Below are 24,011 nucleotides of genomic sequence, written 5' to 3' on the forward strand. Positions count from 1 at the left end.
GCCTGACTTCACGACGGCTTCGTCCGAATGCGGCCCACACCGAACGCAGCCTCGCAGGCTCGGCAGCTGCTACGGGGCTACGGGGTTATTCCATCGTGGTCTTGACCATCGCCAATTCCGGATGGCTGACCAGCTTGTCAATGTGCAATTCCGGGTCGTCGAACCAGACTTCAGTCAGCACCCGGTAATGCTCCATGTCCCGGCAACGCATGCGCAGGCTGTAGTCGAACGCGCCGCTGATCAAGCGGCATTCCAGCACCTGCGGACAACCACGGACCTTGGCCTCAAAAGCCTTTTGCGCCGCCCGCCCGCTCTGGTTCGACAATGCGACCAACACCAGCAGCGACAACCCAGGTGTCAGTTTCTTTTCATCGAGAATCGCGCCGTAGCCACGGATAACCCCGAGCTGTTCGAGCTTGCGCACCCGTTCCAGGCATGGCCTGGGCGTCAGGTGCACACGCTCGGACAACTTTTGATAAGTGATGCGCCCTTCGTGGCGCAGCACTTCGATGATGGCCTGATCAATACGATCAAGCACAATCGACATATCGCGGATATCCGCCATGTACGTCTTGCCTCACTTCAAACGACCCGATAGAAATTGCTGTAACCGTTCACTCTTTGGCTGGTCGAGGATGGTTGCATCACCTTGCTCCTCGACTCGCCCCTGATGCAAGAACAACACCTGGCTGGACACTTGCCGGGCAAAGCCCATTTCGTGGGTCACCATCAACATGGTCCGGCCCTCTTCGGCCAGCGCCTGAATCACCTTCAACACCTCGCCTACCAGTTCCGGATCGAGGGCCGAGGTCGGCTCGTCGAACAACAGAATCTCCGGTTCCACGGCCAACGCCCGGGCAATCGCGACGCGCTGTTGCTGGCCGCCGGACAGAAACGCCGGGTATTGATCGGCCACCCGTTGCGGCAAACCGACCTTGTCCAGATACGCCCGCGCGCTGTCTTCAGCGGCCTTGCGGCTGACACCCAACACCCGACACGGCGCCAATATGATGTTTTCCAGTACCGTCAGATGGCTCCACAGATTGAAATGCTGGAACACCATCGCCAGGCGTGTGCGCAGGCGCTGCAACTGCGCCGGGTTGGCGACGCGCATGCCGCCCGCGCCCGGGCGGGTGATGATGCGCTCGCCTTCCAGCACGATGGCGCCTTCGTCTGCCCGCTCCAGAAAGTTGATGCAGCGCAGCATGGTGCTTTTACCCGAGCCGCTGGCGCCGATCATGCTCACCACATCGCCGGCCCGTGCGTTCAACGAGACGCCCTTGAGCACTTCATTGTCACCAAAACGTTTGTACAGATTTTCAACCGTGAGTTTGTACATGCATGAGTCTCCTGCAGCAGCGCCGGCCTCGGCGCTGCTCTGGATGAAAAGAGGAATTAGTGCGCCGGCCCGAGGAAGCTCAACCAACGCTTCTCCGCCAGACGGAACGCGCCGACCAGGCCGAACGACAGTGCGAGGTACAGCAGGCCGGCGATGCCGAAAGCCTGAAAGGTCATAAAGGTCGCGGCATTGGCGTCCCGGGCGATTTTGAGAATGTCGGGAATGGTCGCGGTGAACGCCACCGATGTGGCGTGCAACATCAGGATCACTTCGTTGCTGTAATACGGCAGTGCCCGGCGCAAGGCCGACGGCAGGATCAGCCGCAGGTACAGGCGCCAGCCGCTCAAGCCATAGGCATGGGCTGCCTCGATTTCACCGTAAGGAATGCTGCGAATTGCCCCGGCGAAGATTTCCACGGTGTAGGCACAGGTGTTGAGCGTGAACGCCAGCAATGTGCAATTCATCGCATCGCGAAAGAACGCTTCGAGCAGCGGTTGCGAGCGGACCACGGCGATGCCATAAATCCCGCTGTAGCAAATCAGCAGCTGGATATACAGCGGCGTGCCGCGAAACACATAAGTGAACAGCTGAACCGGCCAGCGCAGCAGGCCCCAGCGTGAGCTTCGAAGGATCGCCAGGGGCAGCGAGAGGAAGAACCCCATCACGATGCTCGCCACCAGCAGCCACAAGGTCATCGCCAGTCCGGTAAGGCTATAGCCGTCGCTGAACAGAAAGGGTTTCCAGTATTCGGCAATCAACTCGATCATCGCGCCATCCCCCGCACGCCCTGGTTATAACGTCGTTCAAGCACGCGCAAAACGTAGTTCGACGCACTGGTGATCAACAGATACAGCGCCCCTGCCAGCAGCAGAAAATCGAGCATGTTGAAGGTGCTTTTTCCTGCTTCCTGAGCCACTTTGACCAAGTCCGACAAGCCGATGATCGACACCAGCGCCGTGGCCTTGAGCAGCACCAGCCAGTTATTGCCCAAGCTCGGCAAGGCGAAGCGCATCATCTGTGGGAACACCACGAAACGAAAACGCTGCCAGCGGCTCAGGCCGAAGCACGCGGCGGCTTCCTGCTGACCGCTCGGCACGCTGAGGATCGCCCCGCGAAAGGTCTCGGTGAAATACGCGCCGTAAATGAAGCCGAGGGTGACAACACCGGCTACAAACGGATCGATTTCCATGTAAGGCCAGCCCATGGCCTCGGTCAGGCTGCTCAGCCAACCTTGCAGGCTGTAGAAAATCAGCAGCATCAGCACCAGGTCCGGCACGCCGCGAATCAGCGTCGTGTAGAAAGTCGCGGGCAGGTTCAACAGTTTCAGCGGCGACAGCTTGGCCGCCGCGCCGAGCAGCCCCAGCGCCATGCTCACCAGCAGTGAAAGCGCCGACAATTTGAGGGTGACCCAGGTGCCATGCAGCAACAATGGGCCATAGCCTTGCAGGGCCGAAAGATCGACCCCGATCAGATTCAGGAAGGAGTTCACGCCAGTCACCTGTCTTGAGGCGCCCGTTTGCAAGCGCTGCGCCTGTTACCAGCACGCAGCGCTCGGGGCGCGAGGATCAGTTGTTGTAGAGGTCCAGATCGCCGAAATGCTTCTGCTGGATCTGTGCGTAGATGCCCTTTTCATGCAGGGCCTTGATGGCGGCGTTGAGCATGCCTTTGAGTTCTTCGTTGTCCTTGCGCACGCCGATGGCGATTTCCGACGGCACCAGCGGGTCACTGATGCCTTCGCTGTTCTTGAAGTCCGCCCCCTGCGGCGACGTCAGGAAGCTCATCTGCGCTTGCAGCTTGTCCTGGATCGAGGCATCGAGACGCCCGTAAACCAGGTCGGCGTAGACCTGATCCTGATTCTGATAAGCGCGCAACTTCACGCCGCCTGGTGCCAGTTTGGCCTTGGCGTAGGTTTCCTGGATCGTGCCCTGCATGTAACCGATGGTCTTGCCCTGCAGCGATTCGGCGGTGGGCAACAAGCCGGAATCCTTGCGGGTGACGATAGCGGTCGGCCCGGCGTACAGGCGATCGGTGAAGTCGATCTGTTTTTTGCGTGCATCGGTCACGGTCATCGACGACTCGATGGCGTCGAACTTGCCCGCCTTGAGCGCCGGGATCAACCCGTCGAAGTCATTGCTGACCCATACGCACTTCACCTTCAGCTCGGCGCAGATGGCATTGCCCAGGTCCACGCCGAACCCTTGCACGCCGCCATCGGCGGTGGTGGATTCAAAAGGCGGATAACTGGGGTTAACGCCGAAGCGCAGCTCCTTCCACTCTTTGGCGCTGGCGCCCGTGGAGCAGCACAGCAAAGCCAATGCCGGTAAGGTCAGCCATTTGATGTTCATCTTCTAGAGTCCCGGATTATTTGGATTTATCGCGGCTTGGCGCCTGCGCCGCACCACACTTTTTGACAGGGGCAGAGAGTCGAAGCGGCATTCACCGCAGCCGTATTTGTTGTTGTTTTCGACTGGGTCTAATCAGTCGTCGGGGGTGCAGTCCATTCCAGACGCATCAAAGCAAGCGCTTGAAATGGACCGCCAGAATGCCAATTGCCTGGATGGCACGGGTGTCGTAAGGCCCTGTTCAGACAGCTCAAGTGCGCTGAACGAAGGGTTTTCACAGCCGATTCTGTCGTTGATTGCCGGATGGGGTTAAAGATCAAAAGAAAGAGCCAAAGATCGCAGCCTTCCCTTAAGGCAAAAATGCAGACAAGACCTGCACGTATCCCGGTTGTACATCACAAATTTGCACTGTTACGATCCAGCATCGCTCGCGCGCGAGCTTCTCTATAAAGAACAATAAAAGCAGGGAGTTAGTGATGACTGCTCAGGTTTCATCCCCGGCAACACAGTCCATGGATGCCACGCAAAACGAAGTGTTGGCCGAGGTTCGCAATCACATCGGTCACCTGACCCTCAACCGCCCCGCCGGCCTCAACGCCATCACCCTGGACATGGTCCGCAGCCTGCAACAGCAGCTCGATACTTGGGCACAGGATCCATACGTGCATGCGGTGGTGTTGCGCGGTGCTGGCGAGAAAGCTTTCTGTGCCGGCGGCGATATCCGCTCGCTGTACGACAGCTTCAAAAGCGGCGACACACTGCACGAAGATTTCTTCGTCGAGGAATACGCCCTCGACCTCACGATCCATCACTACCGCAAACCGGTCCTGGCCTTGATGGACGGCTTTGTGCTGGGCGGCGGTATGGGGCTGGTGCAAGGCGCCGATTTGCGGGTGGTCACCGAGCGCAGCCGCCTGGCGATGCCGGAAGTGGCTATCGGTTATTTCCCGGACGTCGGCGGCAGTTACTTCCTGCCGCGCATTCCCGGTGAGCTGGGCATCTATCTCGGCGTCAGCGGCGTGCAGATCCGCGCTGCCGATGCGCTCTATTGTGGCCTGGCCGACTGGTATCTGGAGAGCGCCAGCCTGGTCGAGCTGGACGAACGACTCGACCATCTGGAATGGCACGACACGCCGCTCAAGGACCTGCAAGGCGCGCTGGCGAAACTCGCCGTGCAACAACTGCCGGTCGCCCCGCTCGCAGCGCTGCGGCCGGTCATCGACCACTTCTTCGCCCTGCCCGATGTGCCGAGTATGGTGGAACAACTGCGTGCAGTAACCGTCGCCGACAGTCATGAGTGGGCCATGGCCACCGCCGACTTGCTGGAAAGCCGTTCACCGCTGGCCATGGGCGTGACCCTGGAAATGCTGCGGCGCGGTCGGCACCTGAGCCTGGAACAGTGCTTCGCCCTCGAACTGCACCTGGATCGCCAGTGGTTCGAACGTGGCGACCTGATCGAAGGCGTGCGCGCCTTGCTGATCGACAAAGACAAGAACCCGCGCTGGAACCCGCCGACCTTGCAGGCGCTGGACGCCGAGCACGTCGCGAGTTTTTTCACCGGGTTTGACCAGAGCGGGAGCTGAGCCATGCACGATATCGAATTGAGCGAAGAACAAGTGATGATCCGCGACATGGCCCGGGATTTTGCCCGCGGCGAAATCGCACCCCACGCACAAGCCTGGGAGAAGGCCGGCTGGATCGATGACGGTCTGGTGGCGAAGATGGGGGAACTGGGTCTGCTGGGCATGGTGGTGCCCGAGGAATGGGGCGGCACCTATGTCGACTACGTAGCCTATGCGCTGGCGGTGGAAGAGATTTCCGCCGGTGACGGCGCCACCGGTGCGCTGATGAGCATCCACAACTCCGTGGGCTGCGGGCCGGTGCTCAATTACGGCACCGAAGAACAAAAGCAGGAATGGCTGCCGGACCTCGCCAGCGGCCAGGCCATCGGTTGCTTCTGCCTGACCGAACCGCAAGCCGGTTCCGAAGCCCATAACCTGCGCACCCGCGCCGAACTGCGCGACGGTCAGTGGGTAATCAACGGCGCCAAGCAATTCGTCAGCAACGGCAAACGCGCGAAACTGGCGATCGTTTTCGCGGTGACCGATCCGGAGCTGGGCAAACGCGGCATCTCGGCGTTCCTGGTGCCGACCGCAACAGCGGGGTTCATCGTCGACCGCAGTGAACACAAGATGGGCATCCGCGCTTCCGATACCTGCGCCGTCACCCTGAACAATTGCACGGTCCCTGAGGCCAATCTGCTGGGCGAACGCGGTAAAGGCCTGGCCATCGCCCTCTCCAACCTCGAAGGCGGCCGCATCGGCATCGCTGCGCAAGCCTTGGGCATCGCCCGTGCAGCGTTCGAAGCGGCGCTGGCTTACTCGCGGGATCGGGTGCAGTTCGACAAGCCGATCATCGAACACCAAAGCATCGCCAATATGCTGGCCGACATGCAGACCCGGCTGAACGCCGCGCGCCTGTTGATCCTGCACGCCGCGCGCTTGCGCAGCGCCGGCAAGCCGTGCCTGTCGGAGGCTTCACAGGCCAAATTGTTTGCCTCGGAGATCGCGGAAAAAGTCTGCTCGTCGGCGATACAGATTCATGGCGGGTATGGGTATCTGGAGGATTACCCGGTGGAGCGTTACTACCGGGATGCGCGGATCACGCAGATTTATGAAGGGTCGAGCGAGATACAGCGGATGGTGATTGCCCGCGAACTCAAGAATTACCTGATCTAAGAAGATCTCTAAGAAGATCGTTCCCACGCTCCGCGTGGGAACGATCAGACACGCCACATCATTTACCCTGGAACTCGGCCTCACGCTTGGCAATAAACGCCGCCATCCCTTCCTTCTGATCCTGCGTGGCAAACGCCGCATGGAACACTCGGCGTTCAAAGCGCACGCCTTCCGACAGGCTGACTTCAAAGGCGCGGTTGACGCTTTCCTTGATCATCATCGCAATCGGCAGCGACTTCTTCGCAATCAGTGCCGCGACTTTCAGCGCTTCTTCCACCAGTTCATCCGCCGGCACGATCCGCGCCACGATCCCGCAACGCTCGGCTTCCACCGCATCGATCAAGCGCCCGCTCAGGCACATTTCCATGGCCTTGGCCTTGCCCACGGCGCGGGTCAGGCGCTGGGTGCCGCCCATGCCAGGCAACACGCCGAGGTTGATTTCCGGTTGGCCGAATCTGGCATTGTCGCCGGCCAGAATGAAGTCGCACATCAGCGCCAGTTCACAGCCACCGCCCAAGGCAAAACCGTTGACCGCAGCAATGATCGGCTTGCGGCGGTTAGCCACGCGATCGCTGTCACTGAACAGGTCGTCGAGATAGATCTGCGGGTAGGTCAGCTCGGCCATTTCCTTGATGTCGGCACCGGCGGCGAAGGCTTTTTTCGAGCCGGTCAGCACGATGCAACCGATGTTCGAATCGGCTTCCAGGCCATCGAGGGCGTGGTTCAGTTCGCTGACGATCTGGGCATTCAACGCGTTCAAGGCTTGTGGACGGTTGAGGGTGATCATGCCGACACGGCCGTGGGTTTCCAGCAAAATCGTTTCGTAGTTCAGCTCTTTATTGCTCACAGAGGGGATTCCTTCTCAAAGATTGCGCGAAATGACCATGCGCTGAATGTCGCTGGTGCCTTCGTAGATCTGGCACACCCGCACGTCGCGGTAGATCCGCTCCAGCGGGAAGTCGTTCAGGTAACCGTAACCGCCAAGGGTTTGCAACGCCGAGGAGCAAACCTTCTCGGCCATTTCCGAGGCGAACAGCTTGGCCATGGACGCTTCGACCAGCGCCGGTTTGCCGCTGTCGCGCAACGCCGCCGCGTAATGCACCATCTGCCGGGCCACGGCGATCTGGGTGGCCATGTCGGCCAGGCGGAACGCTACCGCCTGGTGTTCGATGATCGGCTTGCCGAAGCTCTCGCGTTCACGGGCGTAGTCGCGGGCCGCTTCGAACGCGGCGCGAGCCATGCCCACTGATTGCGAGGCGATGCCGACGCGCCCGCCTTCAAGGTTGGCCAGGGCGATCTTGTAGCCTTCACCCTCCTCACCCAGTCGGTTGGCCACCGGCACTTTCACATCCTCGAAGAGGATCTGACAGGTATCGGAGGCGTGCTGACCGAGCTTGTCTTCGACCCGCGCGACTTTATAGCCCGGCGAATCGGTGGGCACGATCAGCGCGGTGATCCCGCGTTTGCCGGCACTCGGGTCGGTCACCGCAAACACAATCACCACCCCCGCGTTTTGCCCGGAGGTGATGAACTGCTTGCAGCCGTTGAGCACATAGTGGTCGCCTTCCAGCCGGGCACGGGTTTTCAGGCTGCTGGCATCGGAGCCGGCTTGCGGTTCTGTCAGTGCAAAGGCACCGAGCATCGCGCCGCTGGCCAGCGGTTTGAGGAAACGTTCTTTCTGGTCGTCGTTGCCGAACTTGAGGATCGGCACGCAACCCACCGAGTTGTGCACGCTCATGATGGTCGAGCAGGCGCCGTCACCGGCAGCGATTTCTTCCAGGGCCATGGCATAAGCCAGGTAACCGGTGTCACAACCGCCCCACTGCTCCGGCACCAGCATGCCGAAGAAGCCCAGGTCGGCCATCTCACTGATGGCTTCCTTGGGAAAGCGATGTTCGCGGTCCCATTCGGCGGCGAACGGTTTCAGCCGTTCCTGGGCAAACTGCCGGGCCGCGTCGCTGATCTGAAGTTGTTCGTCGTTGGGCAGCATGTTGATTCCTTAATGCCAAGCTTTAGTACAGGCATTCAACGGCCATGGCCGTCGCTTCGCCGCCGCCGATGCAGATCGCTGCAACGCCACGTTTCAGGCCTTTCTGGCGCAGGGCCGAGAGCAAGGTCACGAGGATCCGCGCGCCGGACGCACCAATCGGGTGGCCCAAGGCACAGGCACCGCCGTGGACGTTGATCTTCTCGTGCGGGATTTCCAGCTTGGTCATGGTCACCAGGCTCACCACGGCGAAGGCTTCGTTGACTTCGAACAGCTCGACTTCATCCAGCGACCAGCCGGTTTTCTTCATTAGCTTCTTGATCGCGCCCACCGGTGCCACCGGGAACAGCCCCGGGGTGTCGGCAAACGCCGCGTGGCCGTGAATCACTGCCAGCGGCTTCAAGCCTTGTTTCTCGGCTTGGGAACGGCGCATCAGCACCAGTGCCGCCGCGCCGTCGGAGATCGAACTGGAGTTGGCCGCCGTCACGGTGCCGCCCTCGCGGAACGCCGGTTTCAGCGAAGCGATCTTGTCCAGTTTGGCTTTCGGCGGCTGTTCGTCGTGGCTGATCAGCACTTGCTGTTTGCCGACCGTCACGGTGAGCGGAACGATCTCGGCGTTAAAGCTGCCTTCCTCGATCGCCTGTTGGGCGCGGGTGGTCGAGGCGATGGCAAACGCGTCCTGATCTTCACGGCTGAAGCCATTGGTCTCGGCGCAATCCTCGGCGAAGGTGCCCATCAGGCGGCCCTTGTCGTAGGCGTCTTCGAGGCCGTCGAGGAACATGTGATCGAGCACCTGGCCATGGCCCATGCGGTAACCGCTGCGGGCGCGGTCAAGCAGGTACGGCGCGTTGGACATGCTTTCCATACCGCCGGCGACCACCACATCGGCGCTGCCGGCGACCAGCATGTCATGAGCCAGGATCGTCGCTTCCATGCCCGAGCCGCACATTTTGTTCAGCGTCGTGCAACGGGTCGATTTATCCAGCCCGGCGCCCAGTGCCGCTTGCCGCGCCGGGGCCTGGCCGAGGCCAGCGGAGAGCACGCAGCCGAACAGCACTTCTTCTACGGATTCAGGGGCGATACCAGCGCGTTCGACCGCGGCACGAATCGCTGCGGCACCCAGCTGTGGCGCGGTCAGGCTTTTCAGTTCGCCCTGGAAACCGCCCATCGGGGTGCGGACGGCGCTGACAATAACAATCGGATCGTTGGACTGTGTCATGACAAATCCTCCTTACTTGGCGGCCATGCGCAAGGCGCCGTCGAGACGGATCACCTCGCCGTTGAGCATGCTGTTTTCTATGATATGCCTGGCCAGCGCGGCGTACTCGCCCGGCTTGCCCAGGCGCGGCGGAAACGGCACGCCAGCGGCCAGTGAATCACGTACTTCCGGGGTCATGCCGGCCATCATCGGCGTTTCGAAAATGCCCGGCGCGATGGTCATCACGCGGATGCCGAAGCGCGCCAGTTCACGGGCGGCAGGCAAGGTCAGGCTGGCAATCGCGCCTTTGGAGGCCGAATACGCGGCCTGGCCGATCTGGCCGTCGAAGGCTGCGACCGATGCAGTGTTGATGATCACCCCGCGCTCGCCGTCTTCATCGGCTTCGGTCTCGGCAATCGCCGCCGCAGCCAGGCGCAGCATGTTGAAGCTGCCGATCAGGTTAACGTTGATCACCTGGCTGAAACTGGCCAGCGCATGAGGACCGTTCTTGCCGAGGATCTTCTCGCCACGGACGATGCCGGCGCAATTGACCAGGCCATTGAGGCCGCCAAACGCTTTGACCGTCGCCTGCACCGCCGCTTCGGCCGCTGCTTCATTGCTGATGTCGGCTACCACGCTTTGCGCGCCGAGACGTGCCGCCTGCGCCGCGACGGCTTCGGCGTTCATGTCCACCAGCATCACCTTGGCGCCGGCGGTCACCAGCATTTCAGCGGTGGCGGCACCGAGGCCGGAAGCACCGCCGGTGACGAGAAAAACCTTGTTTTCGATCTGCATCATTGTTTCCTTGGATTCAAGCTGAAACGTTCTTCGCGGCGGCCTCTTGAGCCTTGGCGATTTCCTGGTTGCGCAAGATAAAGCGCTGCAATTTGCCGCTAGGGGTTTTCGGCAATTCGCTGACAAATTCGATTTCACGGGGGTACGAGTGCGCCGCCAGACGCTTGCGCACGTGTTGCCGCAGCTCTTCGGCCAGCGCAGGTTCGGCACGGTATTGCGGGCTGAGCACGACGAAGGCTTTGACCAGTTCTGTGCGCTCCGGATCAGGCTTGCCGATCACCGCCGCCTCGACCACCGCCGGGTGTTCGATCAGCGCGCTTTCCACATCGAACGGGCCGACGCGGTAGCCCGAGGTGGTGATCACGTCGTCGCTGCGGCCGACGAAGCTGATGCTGCCGTCCGGGTTCCACTCGACGGTGTCACCGCTCAGATAATAGTTGCCGACGAACGCTTTGGTCGGCGCACCTTCATAACCGTTGAACCAGCACATCGGCGACTGGGTCCGGTCGATGGCCAGGATTCCTGGCTGGCCGACGCCGAGCTCTTTGTATTCGTCATCCAGCACCACGATGCGGTGGCCCGGCGAGGCAAAACCGGCGGCGCCCATGTGGATCGGATGTTCCAGACCGTGGTGATTGCACAGGACCATGCCCAGTTCGGTCTGGCCGTAATGGTCGTGAATCACCACGCCGAGGTTGTCGGCGAACCAGCGGATCACTTCCGGGTTCAACGGCTCGCCGGCGCTGCTGACGATGCGCAGCTTGCCCTTGATCGAACGGGCGAACTCATCGCCGCCGGCAATCAGCAAGCGGTAGGCGGTCGGTGAACCAGTGAGGTTGGTGATCCCGTATTTGTTGATCACCCGGCAGGTGCTTTCGAGGGTGAACGGGCCATCGTAAAAGGTGATCGGATGCCCCATCGCCATCGGCCCGGTGACGCCGAAATAGATGCCGTAGGCCCAACCCGGATCGGCGACGTTCCAGAACGCGTCTTCGGGGCGCAGGTCTACCGCGTCGCGGGTGTAACTCTGGAACGCAACGATGGCCTTGAGCGGCACCGACAGTGCTTTCGACGGGCCGGTGGTGCCCGAGGTGAACATCAGCAGGAACGGGTCTTCGCCAGTCAGCAATACCGGTTCGCAGACGCTGGAGTAGTTGGCCAGTTCGGCCCAGAAACTGAAATCGCCCCGAACAATACCTTGGCCTTTCGGGCCACCGACGGTGACGATGGCCGGGCAGTCGGCCACTTCAGCCAGTTTCGGGCGATTGACCGAGTCGGTGACCACCACTTTGGCGCCGGAGCTGCTCAGACGGTGTTCGATGGCTTTGGGGCCGAAGGCAGTGAACAACGGCTGATAAACCGCACCGATGCGCCAGGCAGCGAACACGGTGATCAGCAATTCGATGTTGCGGGGCAACAGGCCCGCGACCTTGTCGCCCTTCTTCACGCCCTGGGCCAACAGGAAATTGGCAAAACGCGCGGCCTTGTCCTGCAAGTCGCTGAAGGTGTAGGTCGCGCTGCTGCCATCGCGACCCTCCCAGAACAGCGCAATGCGCCCCGGCAAGGCATGCCGGTCGCAACACTCGACGCAGGCGTTGAGCGCGGTCAACGACCCTGTGAGCGCGGCATCGACGGTGTGCTGATAATTGAACTGTGACGTGGCAGACAAGTAATCGCGCATTGCCAGAATCCCTCTGTATTTTTATTAGGTTGGGGGAACCGTAATCAACAGGGAAATACTCGCTCTGCGCGGGGAGCGGGACAATGGTCAAAGCTATCAAGTTGTGTGACTGGTTTGGCCAAGGTCGCTAGCGACCTCGTTCACACGCAGAGCGTGGGAACGATTAGCTGGCCTCGTTAAGAATCAAACTCCGATAATGCCCAGGATTTGACCCCGACCATTTGCGAAACGCCTTGTAGAACGAGCTGGCGTCGGCAAACCCCAAGCGGGTGGCGATTTCGGCGAAGCTGATGGTCGGCTCGGCCAGCCAGACGATGGCCAGTTCCTTGCGCACGCTGTCCTTGAGCCCCTGATACGTCTGCCCCTCTTCGGCCAGGCGTCGACGCAAAGTTGAAGCCGACATGCACAGTTGCTGGGCCAGCGCTTCGGTTTCCGGCCAGCGCTCGGCGGGCACTTGCCGCAGATCGTGCTTGATCCGGCTGGCCAGGCTCTCGGGGTCGCGGTACTTGACCAGAATGTTCGCCGGCGCGTGGGCCAGAAAACGCTTGAGCTCTTCGGCACTGCGCTTGATCGGCAAATCCAGGCAGTCGGCGGAGAAAATCATCCGCGTGCGCGGCCGGTCGAATCGCAGGTTCTCGGAAAACATCACCCGATAGTCATCGCAAAAATCCGGTTTCGGGCAACGCAGTTCGATGGCCAGGATCGGAATCCGCCGCCCCGCCAGCCAGCAGGCAACGCCATGCACGATCATCCAGTAAGTGAAATAGGTGAAGGCGCGGCGCGGCTCCTCGTCGTCCTCCAGCAGGACGATTTCCGCCAGGCTTTGCTGGCGAACCAGTTGTGCGGGCAGGCGTTCAAGCATCAACGACAGAAAGCTCAGGCCCGAGGTCAGCCCGGCGGCCAGGCTCGGCTGAACCATGGAACAGCGGCAGAGAAACTCCAGGCTGCCGGACTTGAGCTTGCGCGGGTCCATGCCAAAAAACTCATCGTCCCCGCGCCGGGCCAGCAAACGCCACAGGCGCGCATAGGCAGTGGCGGGGACACGGGCGTCGCTGCTGTCCAACAGCGCCGGATCGATGCCGACCTTGTTCAACACCTCTGCGGTGGCAGCGCCCGGGGCGCAACTTTGCAACAGCGCTTCACGCACCAGTTGAATGGCGATGGTGTCTTTTTCCGACATTGACCGGGGTGAGCCTTGTTCGTGTTTGAGTGGTGGGCATATTAGCTCGATAAGATCAAAAGATCGCAGCCTTCGGCAGCTCCCACCTTGGAATGTGTACCCCTGTAGGAGCTGCCGAAGGCTGCGATCTTTTGATCTGTTCAGCTTAGGTTCAGGTAAATAGCAACCACTGCCATATGAGAATGAGTTTCATCATGTTACAAATTAGCACCCTATCTAATTACCCCCCGGTGCTGAATGCTCGTTCCTTTTCTGATCATGCTGCGCGAAGGCATTGAAGCCGCGTTGATCGTTGGCATTATCGCCAGTTACCTCAAGCAGACCGGTCGCGGCCAATGGATGCCGGCAGTGTGGGTCGGCGTATTCCTCGCCGCCGCGTTGGCCCTGTTGGTGGGCGGTGGCCTGGAACTGGTCAGCGCCGAGTTCCCGCAAAAGCAGCAAGAATTGTTTGAAGGTGTGGTCGGTTTGCTGGCCGTGGGCATCCTCAGTTCCATGGTGTTCTGGATGCGCAAGGTGGCGCGTTCGATCAAGCATTCGCTGCACGTTTCCCTCGATCAGGCGCTGACCGGTTCCAGGCATCAAGTGACCGCGCTGATCGCCATGGTGTTTTTCGCCGTCGCCCGGGAAGGCCTGGAAACGGTGTTTTTCCTGCTCGCCGTGTTCCAGCAAAGCGAAGGCCCGGCGGCACCGATCGGCGCCCTGCTCGGCCTGATCCTGGCGATCATCGTCGGCTTCCTGATCTACACCGGCAGCATGCGCCTGAATCTCTCGGCGTTCTTCCGCTGGACCGGTTTGTTCATCCTGGTGGTGGCCGCCGGGATTCTCGCGAACTCGGTGCAGGCCCTGCATGAAGCCGGCGTGTGGAATCACCTGCAAACCGTGCTCTTCGACTTCAGCGCGACGCTGCCGATGGACGGCCCGCTGGGTTCGGTGCTGGCCGGGATGTTCGGCTACCAGGACGCGCCCACCGTCAGCACCCTCGGGGCGTATCTGCTTTATCTGTTGGTGGCGCTGGTGATGTTTTTTCTCCCGGCGGCCGCCCCCGCGCAAACACCCTCTTCCGTTTCCAGCCAGTAAGGGCCTTCATGTCAACGCCAGTTCCTCCAGTGGCTTCCCCTCCGCGCGCCTTGCGCTGGGCGGTAGCCGGTTCGGTGATCGTGATGATCTCCGCCGGCGGCCTGTTCTACTACGCCTCGAAAATGGCCGCCGCCAAGCGCCAGACCAACCACGACCAAGTGCTGGTCACCATTCACCCGCACAGCTGCGAGCCAAATGCGCTGACGGTTCCGGCCGGGCGCGCCAGTTTCCGTATCGTCAACGGTTCGGACCGTGCCGTCGAATGGGAAATTCTTGACGGCGTGCTGGTGGTCGAAGAGCGCGAGAACATCGCCCCCGGCCTGAGCCAGGTGATCAACGCCAACCTGTTGCCCGGCGACTACGCCATCACCTGCGGCCTGCTGAGCAACCCGCGCGGCACCCTGCACGTCACCCCGACCGCCGCTTCCGATGCCGCAGCCAAGGCGCGTCCGTCGATGGTGGCGTTCATTGGCCCGCTGTCGGAATTCCGCGTGTACCTGAGCAGCCAGAGCACCACGCTGATCAAAGCCGTCGCCGCCCTTGAGCAAGCGGTCGAGGCCGGCGACCTGAGCCAGGCGCAAGCCTTGTATGTGCCGGCGCGCGCGGCCTATCAACGATTGGCTCCAGCAGCCCAGCGCCTGGCGGAACTGGACAACGCGATCAACGCCCGCGCCGATTACTTCGACCAGCGCGAGCAGGATCCGGGCTTCGTCGGCTTCCACCGCCTCGAATACGCGCTGTTCCAGCAACGCAACCTCGACGGCCTGACGCCTGTTGCTCAGCGCCTGAGCGTCGATGTCGCCAACCTCAAACAGCAACTGCTGGCCCAGTCGCTGCCGCCGGAACAACTGGTGAGCATGCTGGTGCGCAACCTCAACAGCCTCGCCGAGGTACGCGCCAGCAGCGGCGAAGAAGAACGTTATAGCCATACCGACCTGAACGGTTTCGCCGCCAACCTCGACGCGACCCGCAAAGTCGTCGACCTGCTGCGGCCATTACTGAGCAAATCCGCCGCTGAACTGCTGGCGAAAATCGACAGCGCGGTCACGGCCTTCGATGCCGAACTCAACGGTTTCAAGGTCAAGGATGGCTACGCCAGTTACGACACTGTCAGCGCCGAACAACGCAAGCATATCGCCGACAAGGCCAAGGTTCTGGCCGATGCACTCGATGGAATCGATCCCGCCCTTGGCCTTTCCGGCCTGTAAGCAGAAGACCTCAAACAGATGAACAACTCAGAACTGTTTTCAGCACAACGCCGTCGCGTATTGATGGGCATGGGAGCCGCCGGTGTGGCGTTAGCCGGTTCGGCCCTGAGTTGCCCGGCCATGGCCGCCAGCCCGGCGCAAGTCACCGAAGCGCCGAGCAGCGACAAGACTGAAGACCGCCACGCCTTCCACGGCCAGCACCAGACCGGCATCGTCACCCCACGCCCAACGTCGGGCATGCTGGTGTCGTTCGACGTGCTGGCCAGCGACCGCGCAGACCTGGAGCGGCTGTTTCGCACGCTCAACGAGCGCATCGCGTTCCTGATGCAAGGCGGACCAGTGGCGCAGGTCGACCCGAAACTGCCGCCGCTGGACTCGGGGATTCTCGGCCCGGTGGTCACGCCCGACAACCTGACCATCACCGTGTCGGTGGGCGAGTCGCTGTTCGACGAGCGCTTCGGTCTGGCCGGCGCCAAGCCCAAGCGGCTGATCCGCATGGTCGGTTTCCCCAACGACGCACTGGAAGCCGACTGCTGCCACGGCGACCTTAGCCTGCAGTTCTGCTCCAACACCGCCGACACCAATATCCACGCCCTGCGCGACATAGTGAAAAACCTGCCGGACCTGTTGCTGGTGCGCTGGAAACAGGAAGGCAGCGTGCCGCCGCAAGCCCCGGCGAAACCCGGTGTGCCGGCGCAAAGCGCACGCAATTTCCTGGGTTTTCGCGACGGCTCGGCCAACCCCGACTCCAACGACGCCAAGGCCATGGACAGCATCGTCTGGGTCCAGCCCGGCAGCGACGAACCGGCCTGGGCGGTCAACGGCAGCTATCAGGCGGTGCGGATCATCCGCAACTTCGTCGAACGCTGGGACCGCACGCCGCTGCAAGAACAGCAAAGCATTCTCGGCCGGGTCAAGAGCACCGGCGCCCCAATGGATGGAGAGCATGAAACCCAAGTCCCGGACTACGCCAAGGATCCGGAAGGCAAGCTGACCAAACTCGACGCCCACATCCGCCTGGCCAACCCGCGCACCGCCGCGACCCAGGCCAACCTGATCCTGCGTCGGCCGTTCAATTACTCCAACGGCGTGAACAAGAACGGTCAGCTGGACATGGGTCTGCTGTTCATCTGTTACCAGGCGGACCTGCAAAAAGGCTTCATCACCGTGCAGACCCGACTCAACGGCGAGCCGCTGGAGGAATACCTGAAACCGGTTGGCGGCGGGTACTTCTTCACCCTGCCCGGCGTGACCGGCGACAAGGATTTCATTGGTCGCTCGCTTCTGAATGCCACACAACCCAAAGCCTCAGTCTGACCCTTACCACCCCACGGAACCTTCCCATGAAAAAGTCGCCCCTCGCGTTACTGCTGACCCTTGGTTTGCTCAACACCCCGTTTTCGGCTTTCGCGGCGACGGCGCCGCTGGAGTTGGTGGGGCCGATCTCTGATTACAAGATCTACGTCACCGAACAACTGGACGAACTGGCCAACCACACTCAGCAGTTCACCGACGCAGTGAAAAAAGGCGACCTGGCCACCGCGAAAAAGCTCTACGCACCGACCCGCGTCTATTACGAGTCGATCGAGCCGATTGCCGAGCTGTTCAGTGACCTCGATGCGTCCATCGACTCCCGGGTCGACGACCACGAAAAAGGCGTGAAGGCCGAAGACTTCACCGGTTTCCATCGCATCGAATATTCATTGTTTTCAGAGAACAGCACCCAGGGTCTGGACAAGCTGGCCGACGGTTTGAACAAAGACGTGAAAGACCTGCAAGCCCGCGTCGCCGGCCTGACCTTCCCACCGGAAAAAGTCGTCGGCGGCGCCGCTGCGCTGCTTGAAGAAGTGGCCGCCACCAAAATCTCCGGCGAGGAAGATCGCTACAGCCACACCGACCTCTATGATTTCCAGGGCAACATCGATGGCGCGAAGAAAATCGTCGACCTGTTCCGTCCGCAGATCGAGAAGCAAGACGCGGCATTCATGGCCAAAGTCGACAAGAACTTCACCACGGTGAACAAGACATTGGCCAAGTACAAAACCACGGGCGGTGGTTTTGAGACCTATGACAAAGTGAAGGACAGCGACCGCAAAGCGCTGGTCGGGCCGGTGAATACGTTGGCTGAGGATTTGTCGATGTTGCGGGGGAAGTTGGGGTTGAACTAAATATCGGCGTCGTCTGTGAAAAGATCGCAGCCTTCGGCGGCGCCCACAGGCAGCTGCCGAAGGCTACGATCTTTGCTTTTGAACCCTACAAAATCCGATACAACAACCGCTCGATCCTGACGCGGCTCACACGTTTGAGAAACTTCGCCACCCCCGCCGGGTAATCCGGCAGCGTTTCCAGATCCAGGTAACGCTCAATACGGCGGGTGTGCTGGAAAATCTCCGCCAGTTCCTTGCCGCGCGGTTCCAGCAGCTCGCCTTTCGGATCATCAATCAGCAATGCGTTTTCCAGGTCGAGACGGAACGCCCGTGGATTGAGGTTGTTGCCGGTCAGCAAGGTGTAGCGCTGATCGATCCACATGCCCTTGAGGTGATAGGTGTTGTCGCCATCTTTCCACAGATGCAGGTTCAGCTTGCCGCTGTCGATGTTGCGCTGATTACGCTTGGCGAAACGTCGCAGGCTGATTTCGTAGAGGTACGGCAGCGCCGCGATCACCTTGAACGGCTCGCTGGGCGGGATGTAGAAATCGTTGGCGGTCTTGTCGCCGACGATGATGTCGATCTTCACGCCGCGGGCCAGGGCCCGGTTGATTTCCCGGGTCACCGCCAGCGGCAGGTTGAAGTACGGCGTGCAAATGGTCAGCTGATGCTGCGCACTGGCGATCAGCTCGCAGACCACCCGACTCAACGGGTTGTTCTTGCCCACACCGAGCAACGGGCTGACCGATAAACCGCCCTTGGCCGTGCTGCCCGCCGTGGTGTCGTACGCCGCGTGCTTGAGACGGCTGCGCAGGTCGCCGATGTCGTGGCGCAGGCTGCGGGTGGTCGGCAGGTTCGGCAGGTCGAGGCGATGCACCGCCTTGGAGGTAATCAGACCGTGCTGAATCAGGTGATGCATCGAGTCGGCCAGCGCCTGGTTCTGCAGCAGGTGATAACGGTCGAAGCGGTACTTGTCGAATTTGTGCAGGTAAACGTTGTTCAGGCTCGCGCCGCTGTAGATCACGCAATCGTCGATCACGAAGCCCTTCAAATGCAGCACGCCGAACAGCTCGCGGGTCTGCACCGGCACGCCGTACACCGGCACTTCGCTTTCGTGGGTGCGGGTGGTTTCCTGATACCAGGCTGAGTTGCCCGGTTGCTTGCCGGCACCGATCAAGCCGCGCTGGGCGCGCAGCCAGTCCACGACCACCACCACGTCCAGTTCCGGACGCGCCAGTTTGGCCGCGTGCAGGGCATCGAGGATTTCCTGGCCGGCCTCATCTTGTTGCAGGTACAGCGCAACGATGTAGATGCGCCGGGTCGCCTGAGCGATTTTTTCCAGCAGGCAACGACGGAACTCGGCAGCGCCAGAGAGGATGGTGACGGCATCGGCGGTCAGCGGAAAACTGCGCAGTTTAGGCAGCAGAGAGCGTTTGAAAAGCAACGGCATAGGGCTCGCAAAGGGTCGAATCCGAAGAGCCTGAGAGCTTACACCATGGAGGGGTTTGGGTCTTGTTACTGTCTGTAATGACCCCGCACCGATCGTTCCCATGCGCAGCAAAGGAATTCATCTCGTGACGCTCTGCGTCACATTAACGCTGGACGCGGAGCGTCCATGGCGGCAGTCCCACGCAGAGCGTGGGAACGATCACTGCAAAAAAAGTTGACCAAGAAGAACGATCATTCTACTGTTGGCCACATGAACGAAATCATTAGCAACGACACACGCGACATCATTCTGGATGTCACCGAAAAGTTGATCTACAAAAGTGGCATCGCTGCCACCGGCATGGATCTTCTGGTGAAAACCGCCGGCGTCTCCAGAAAAAGTATTTACCGCTACTTCGCCAACAAGGAGGAGCTTGTCGTCGCGGCCCTGCAACGCCGCGATGTGCGCTGGATGCACTGGTATCGAAGCGAAGTCGGCAAGGCCCAAACCCCGGCCGAGCGGCTGCTCAACCTGTTTACCGTGCTCAAGGCCTGGTTCGCCTCCGAAGGCTTCCGCGGCTGCGCATTCATCAACACCAGCGGTGAAACCGGCGACCCGCAAGACCCGGTTCGCCTGGTCGCCAAAGACCACAAACAGAAGCTGCTCGACTACGTGCGCGAGCTCTGTACCGAATATGGCGCAACAGACCCGGAAACGCTGGCCAGACAGCTGCTGATCCTGATCGACGGTGCCATTACCGTAGCGCTTGTGATGGGTGATCACAGTGCCGCCGATAATGCGCAATGCATGGCGCGAAAGTTATTGGACCTGTAACACTTTAAATAAGCCCGACAACTTGCTTGAACGTTAATTTGATAGGGAGACTTAATATGTCTACTGCCGAAGTTCGTCCGCCATTGCCACCGTTTACCCGTGAATCGGCCATCGAAAAAGTTCGCCTGGCCGAAGACGGCTGGAATTCCCGTGACCCGGAACGGGTGTCCCTGGCCTACACCCTGGACACCCAGTGGCGTAACCGCGCCGAGTTCGCCCACAACCGCGAAGAAGCCAAAGCTTTCCTGACCCGCAAATGGGCCAAGGAACTGGACTACCGGCTGATCAAGGAACTCTGGGCCCATGGCGACAACCGCATCGCCGTGCGTTATGCCTACGAATGGCACGACGATTCGGGCAACTGGTTCCGTTCCTACGGCAACGAGAACTGGGAGTTCGACGAGAACGGCCTGATGTTCAACCGCTACGCCTGCATCAACGACATGCCGATCAAGGAAAACGAGCGCAAGTTCCATTGGCCGCTTGGCCGCCGACCGGATGATCATCCAGGGTTGTCTGACCTGGGTCTGTAACATCACCTCACCGATCGTTCCCACGCTCTGCGTGGTAATGCCGCCACGGACGCTCCGCGTCCGCCGTGACGCAGAGCGTCACAAGATGCATCCCCACGCGGGAGAGTGGGAACGATCGGCTCAGGTCGCCGCAGAAGTTGGATATGGGTAAGATACCGGCCTTTCCCGCAGCCCTCTTCTGCGCCCTGCCGAATAAGCCCCATTCCATGCCTTTCGAACTCAGCGTTGACCTCACTACCCTGGCCGTTCTGGCTCTCGTCGCTTTCATTGCCGGTTTCATCGACGCCATCGCCGGCGGTGGCGGTCTGTTGACCACCCCGGCGCTGTTGACCGCCGGCCTGCCGCCGCATCTGGTGCTGGGCACCAACAAACTCAGTTCGACCTTTGGCTCAGCCACTGCCAGCTTCACCTTCTACCGGCGCAAGCTGTTTCATCCACGGAAATGGGTGCACGCTATCGTCGGCACGCTGGTCGGCGCACTCACCGGCGCCATCGTCGCTCATTACTTGCCGGCGGAATGGCTGAACAAGATGCTGCCGGTGATCGTGTTCGCCTGCGGCCTGTACCTGTTGTTCGGCGGCACGCCGAAAGCGCCGCTGGACAGCGACGCGCCGATCAAGAAAAAGTGGCAATCGACCCAGGGCTTCGGCCTCGGCTTCTATGACGGCGTGGCCGGTCCGGGCACTGGGGCGTTCTGGACCGTCAGCAGCCTGCTGCTCTACCCCATCGACCTGGTCAAGGCCAGCGGTGTGGCGCGCAGCATGAACTTCGTCAGCAACATCGCGGCGCTGTCGGTGTTCATCTTTTCCGGTCAGGTGGACTGGATCATCGGCCTGAGCATGGGCCTGTCGGTGATGGTCGGCGCCTTCTTCGGCGCGCGCACCGCCATCAGCGGCGGTGCGAAATTCATTCGCCCGGTGTTCATCACCGTGGTGCTGGGCCTGACCGTGCGCCTAGCCTGGCAGCACTGGTTCAGCATGGCCTAAGCGCCGCGCCACGTAGACGTCGATCAGGTAACGGGCAATCGAGCGTGACGCCGGCAACGGCGGCAGCTCGTGCACGTTGAACCACTGGGCGTCTTCGATCTCGTCTTCCTGACAGACAATCTCGCCACCGGCGTACTCGGCATGAAAACCGAGCATCATCGAATGCGGGAACGGCCAGCACTGACTGCCCATGTACTGGATGTTCTTGACCTCGATCTGCACCTCTTCGCGAACCTCGCGAATCAGGCAATCTTCGGCCGACTCACCCGGCTCGGCAAACCCCGCCAACGTGCTGTAGACCCCGGCAACAAAACGCGGCGAACGGGCCAGCAGGACCTCGTCGCCACGGGTCACCAGCACAATCATGCTCGGCGAAATGCGTGGGTAGCTGCGTAAATCGCACGGCTCGCAATACATCGCCCGCTCACGCGGCACCTGGATCATCGCCTGTCCGCAGTTGCCGCAAAAGCGGTGCTCACGGGCCCAGGTACCGATTTGCGCGGCATAGCCGAGCACCTTGTAGACGGTGTGATCGCCCTCGAGCATGAACGCCCGCAGGCCTTTCCAGTTGCAGCCTGGTACGTCGCTGTGACTGCGCAACTCCAGCAGGTACACCGGTTCTCCATCCAGGTGACCGATGCCGTGCTCGGCGAGAATCGACAAATCCTGACGCTTGAGCCATTCCCGTGGAAACAGCGCGCCATTGTCATCGAACAAAAAGCCTTCGGGGCTACGCGCCACGGCCCAGCCGCCGGGTTGATCGGTGTCCAGTACTGCGGTGGTCCAGCGTGAAGTCATGGTTAATCAGTCCAGAAATTCGGGTTTCTGTTTGCTCATATGGGCGGCCATGGCCACGCGCAGATCGGTGGATTGCAGCATGGCGGCGTTCCACGTGGCGACGTATTCGAGGCCGTCGTCGATGCGATGGTCGCGCATGTAGCTGATCATCTCTTTGGTGCCGGTGATGGCAATCGGCGACTTGCCGGCGATTTCACGGGCAATCCCCATCACGCCTTCACGCAGGCTGGCGGTGTCGCTGTAGACGCGATTGACCAGGCCAATGTTACGCGCTTCTTCGGCGCCAAAGGTGCGACCAGTGTAAGCCAGTTCACGCAGCATGCCGTCACCGATGATCCGCGGCAAGCGTTGCAAAGTGCCAACATCGGCCGCCATGCCGATATCGATTTCCTTGATCGAAAATTGCGCGTCCTCAGCCGCGTAACGCATGTCGCACGCCGAAATCAGGTCGATGGCGCCGCCCAGGCAATAACCCTGGACCGCCGCCAGCACCGGTTTGCGGCAGTTGTCGACGGCGTTGAACGACGCTTGCAGCGCCAGGATCTTGCGCCGCAGCAGGCGCGCATTGCGGCCGACATCCTTGCCCAGTTCATTGGCCACACCGGCGAGCATCATCAAGTCGATGCCGGAAGAAAAATGCTTGCCGGCGCCACTGAGCACTACCACCCGGACTTCATCGGTATCGTCGACCCACTGGAAAATCTCGATGATCTCGCTCCAGAACGCGGCGTTCATCGAGTTGATCTTGTCCGGGCGGTTGATCTGCACATGGGCGATGTTATCGGCCAGTTCGACGCTGAAGGCGGTGTATTGAGACATGGCAGTGATCCTTTACCGGGCAGAAAATGAGGCCCGAACTATAACAAGGCATCTGTGCCGGCAGTAAGGCAGCGGTTCGGCCAAATGCGGGACTGGCTTCAGGATATTTAGCGCTTGCTCGCGATTGGCCTCACCACCGGAACTGTTAGAAACGTTCTTGGCGCATGAACAAAGTTATCACTATGCTTGCACCCGACTTTCCAAGGAGGAACCCTACCCATGCCGATTTCTTCACGCGCTGCCTTACTGGTCATCGACGTACAAAACGACTTCATTCCCGGTGGTCAATTGCCGGTACCGGAGGGTGACCTGATTGTGCCCCTGATTAATCGCCTGGGTCGCCAGTTCAAACAGGTCGTCATTGCCCAGGACTGGCACCCGCCCGGCCACGCCTCGTTCGCTTCCAGCCACCCTGGGCGCAAGCCTTACGACGTGATTCAGTTGCCTTACGGTGAACAGACGCTGTGGCCGGAGCATTGTGTTCGCGCCACGCCCGGCGCCGAGTTCCACCCGGAGCTGGACCTGCCCCACGCCCAGTTGATCATCCGCAAGGGCTGCAACCCGGACATCGACAGTTATTCGGCGTTTCTGGAGGCGGATCGAACCACAACCACCGGTTTGGCCGGGTATCTGAAAGAACGCGGCATCGACACGGTTTACATGGTCGGGCTGGCACTGGATTTCTGCGTGATGTTTTCTGCGCTGGATGCGCGGGCGGCGGGGTTCAATGCGTTTGTGGTGATGGATGCTTGTCGGGCGATTGATCTGGAAGGATCGCTGGCGGCGGCGATTGAGCGGATGCAGGTGACTGGGGTCGGGTTGATTGAGTCAACCGAACTGCTCGACTGAACTGTAGAACGTTCCCCGCCTGGTTCGTAGCAGCTGCCGAGCCTGCGAGGCTGCGTTCGGCTGCGCAGCAG

At 60.8% G+C, this 24,011-nt stretch carries 24 protein-coding genes; 10 read left to right on the forward strand and 14 right to left on the reverse strand.

Annotated features, from left to right (window positions below; translation table 11 throughout):
- Positions 1-85: 85 nt before the first annotated feature.
- From PMI21_RS10125 to PMI21_RS10105, 5 genes are all read right to left on the reverse strand, one after another.
- Positions 86-565, reverse strand: a complete 480-nt coding sequence (locus tag PMI21_RS10125) for an Lrp/AsnC family transcriptional regulator (RefSeq protein ID WP_007939680.1) — start codon at positions 563-565, stop codon at positions 86-88.
- Positions 566-577: 12 nt separating this feature from the next.
- Positions 578-1,339: an ABC transporter ATP-binding protein gene (locus PMI21_RS10120; protein ID WP_007939681.1), complete on the reverse strand. Its 762-nt coding sequence runs from the start codon at positions 1,337-1,339 to the stop codon at positions 578-580.
- Between the two features lie 56 nt (positions 1,340-1,395).
- Complete coding sequence (locus PMI21_RS10115; protein ID WP_007939682.1) at positions 1,396-2,106, reverse strand: ABC transporter permease; 711 nt, start codon at positions 2,104-2,106, stop codon at positions 1,396-1,398.
- Positions 2,103-2,828, reverse strand: coding sequence for an ABC transporter permease (locus tag PMI21_RS10110; protein WP_007939683.1), 726 nt, complete (start codon positions 2,826-2,828; stop codon positions 2,103-2,105). The genes PMI21_RS10115 and PMI21_RS10110 overlap by 4 nt, the downstream gene beginning before the upstream one ends.
- A gap of 76 nt (positions 2,829-2,904) precedes the next feature.
- Positions 2,905-3,684 carry a transporter substrate-binding domain-containing protein gene (locus tag PMI21_RS10105; RefSeq protein ID WP_007939684.1) on the reverse strand — a complete coding sequence of 260 codons (780 nt, stop codon included), beginning with the start codon at positions 3,682-3,684 and terminating at the stop codon, positions 2,905-2,907.
- 473 nt (positions 3,685-4,157) lie between these two features.
- On the opposite strand from PMI21_RS10105, the gene PMI21_RS10100 reads away from it, so the two are divergent.
- Together PMI21_RS10100 and PMI21_RS10095 are read left to right on the forward strand one after the other, a co-directional pair.
- Positions 4,158-5,264, forward strand: coding sequence for an enoyl-CoA hydratase/isomerase family protein (locus tag PMI21_RS10100; RefSeq protein WP_007939685.1), 1,107 nt, complete (start codon positions 4,158-4,160; stop codon positions 5,262-5,264).
- Between the two features lie 3 nt (positions 5,265-5,267).
- The gene (locus PMI21_RS10095; RefSeq protein ID WP_007939686.1) at positions 5,268-6,419 is read left to right on the forward strand and encodes an acyl-CoA dehydrogenase family protein; all 1,152 of its coding nucleotides are present in this window, start codon (positions 5,268-5,270) and stop codon (positions 6,417-6,419) included.
- Between the two features lie 58 nt (positions 6,420-6,477).
- Here the strand turns inward: PMI21_RS10095 and PMI21_RS10090 are convergent, their stop codons facing one another.
- The 6 genes from PMI21_RS10090 to PMI21_RS10065 form a co-directional block, all read right to left on the reverse strand.
- Entirely contained in the window at positions 6,478-7,251 is a 774-nt protein-coding gene (locus PMI21_RS10090; RefSeq protein ID WP_033064096.1) for an enoyl-CoA hydratase, read from the reverse strand.
- 30 nt (positions 7,252-7,281) lie between these two features.
- Entirely contained in the window at positions 7,282-8,409 is a 1,128-nt protein-coding gene (locus PMI21_RS10085) for an acyl-CoA dehydrogenase (protein WP_007939689.1), read from the reverse strand.
- Positions 8,410-8,431: 22 nt separating this feature from the next.
- The gene (locus tag PMI21_RS10080; RefSeq protein WP_007939691.1) at positions 8,432-9,625 is read right to left on the reverse strand and encodes an acetyl-CoA C-acyltransferase; all 1,194 of its coding nucleotides are present in this window, start codon (positions 9,623-9,625) and stop codon (positions 8,432-8,434) included.
- 12 nt (positions 9,626-9,637) lie between these two features.
- A complete protein-coding gene (locus tag PMI21_RS10075; RefSeq protein WP_007939692.1) occupies positions 9,638-10,399 on the reverse strand; it encodes an SDR family NAD(P)-dependent oxidoreductase in 762 nt (253 codons plus the stop codon).
- Between the two features lie 16 nt (positions 10,400-10,415).
- Positions 10,416-12,080: an AMP-binding protein gene (locus PMI21_RS10070; RefSeq protein ID WP_007939693.1), complete on the reverse strand. Its 1,665-nt coding sequence runs from the start codon at positions 12,078-12,080 to the stop codon at positions 10,416-10,418.
- 163 nt (positions 12,081-12,243) lie between these two features.
- Positions 12,244-13,260, reverse strand: a complete 1,017-nt coding sequence (locus PMI21_RS10065) for an AraC family transcriptional regulator (protein WP_007939694.1) — start codon at positions 13,258-13,260, stop codon at positions 12,244-12,246.
- A 237-nt stretch (positions 13,261-13,497) separates the two neighbouring features.
- On the opposite strand from PMI21_RS10065, the gene efeU reads away from it, so the two are divergent.
- From efeU to efeO (PMI21_RS10045), 4 genes are read left to right on the forward strand one after another with little or no spacing between them, the layout of a single operon-like run.
- Complete coding sequence (gene efeU / locus PMI21_RS10060; RefSeq protein WP_007939695.1) at positions 13,498-14,337, forward strand: iron uptake transporter permease EfeU; 840 nt, start codon at positions 13,498-13,500, stop codon at positions 14,335-14,337.
- Between the two features lie 8 nt (positions 14,338-14,345).
- Positions 14,346-15,545 carry an iron uptake system protein EfeO gene (gene efeO, locus PMI21_RS10055; protein WP_007939696.1) on the forward strand — a complete coding sequence of 400 codons (1,200 nt, stop codon included), beginning with the start codon at positions 14,346-14,348 and terminating at the stop codon, positions 15,543-15,545.
- Between the two features lie 18 nt (positions 15,546-15,563).
- Positions 15,564-16,862 (forward strand): iron uptake transporter deferrochelatase/peroxidase subunit, encoded by a 1,299-nt coding sequence (gene efeB, locus PMI21_RS10050; RefSeq protein ID WP_007939699.1) that lies wholly within the window; start codon positions 15,564-15,566, stop codon positions 16,860-16,862.
- Between the two features lie 26 nt (positions 16,863-16,888).
- The gene (efeO, locus tag PMI21_RS10045) at positions 16,889-17,713 is read left to right on the forward strand and encodes an iron uptake system protein EfeO (protein ID WP_007939701.1); all 825 of its coding nucleotides are present in this window, start codon (positions 16,889-16,891) and stop codon (positions 17,711-17,713) included.
- 85 nt (positions 17,714-17,798) lie between these two features.
- On the opposite strand, the gene pssA is transcribed toward efeO (PMI21_RS10045), so the two are convergent.
- Positions 17,799-19,142, reverse strand: coding sequence for a CDP-diacylglycerol--serine O-phosphatidyltransferase (pssA, locus tag PMI21_RS10040; protein ID WP_007939702.1), 1,344 nt, complete (start codon positions 19,140-19,142; stop codon positions 17,799-17,801).
- 249 nt (positions 19,143-19,391) lie between these two features.
- On the opposite strand from pssA, the gene PMI21_RS10035 reads away from it, so the two are divergent.
- From PMI21_RS10035 to PMI21_RS10025, 3 genes are all read left to right on the forward strand, one after another.
- Entirely contained in the window at positions 19,392-19,955 is a 564-nt protein-coding gene (locus PMI21_RS10035; protein ID WP_033064095.1) for a TetR/AcrR family transcriptional regulator, read from the forward strand.
- 56 nt (positions 19,956-20,011) lie between these two features.
- On the forward strand, positions 20,012-20,488 hold the full coding sequence (locus PMI21_RS10030) for a nuclear transport factor 2 family protein (protein ID WP_007939704.1): 477 nt from the start codon (positions 20,012-20,014) through the stop codon (positions 20,486-20,488).
- 206 nt (positions 20,489-20,694) lie between these two features.
- The gene (locus tag PMI21_RS10025; RefSeq protein ID WP_033064097.1) at positions 20,695-21,474 is read left to right on the forward strand and encodes a TSUP family transporter; all 780 of its coding nucleotides are present in this window, start codon (positions 20,695-20,697) and stop codon (positions 21,472-21,474) included.
- On the opposite strand, the gene nudC is transcribed toward PMI21_RS10025, so the two are convergent.
- On the reverse strand, positions 21,442-22,272 hold the full coding sequence (gene nudC / locus PMI21_RS10020) for an NAD(+) diphosphatase (RefSeq protein WP_007939706.1): 831 nt from the start codon (positions 22,270-22,272) through the stop codon (positions 21,442-21,444). The two genes, PMI21_RS10025 and nudC, sit on opposite strands and share 33 nt — an antisense overlap.
- Positions 22,273-22,278: 6 nt before the next feature.
- Entirely contained in the window at positions 22,279-23,091 is an 813-nt protein-coding gene (locus PMI21_RS10015; protein ID WP_007939707.1) for a crotonase/enoyl-CoA hydratase family protein, read from the reverse strand.
- A gap of 219 nt (positions 23,092-23,310) precedes the next feature.
- Here PMI21_RS10015 and pncA point away from each other — a divergent pair, with 219 nt between their 5' ends.
- Entirely contained in the window at positions 23,311-23,940 is a 630-nt protein-coding gene (pncA, locus tag PMI21_RS10010) for a bifunctional nicotinamidase/pyrazinamidase (protein WP_007939708.1), read from the forward strand.
- Positions 23,941-24,011 lie beyond the last annotated feature (71 nt).

The sequence above is a fragment of the Pseudomonas sp. GM18 genome (assembly GCF_000282195.1).
Classification (GTDB): Bacteria; Pseudomonadota; Gammaproteobacteria; order Pseudomonadales; family Pseudomonadaceae; genus Aquipseudomonas.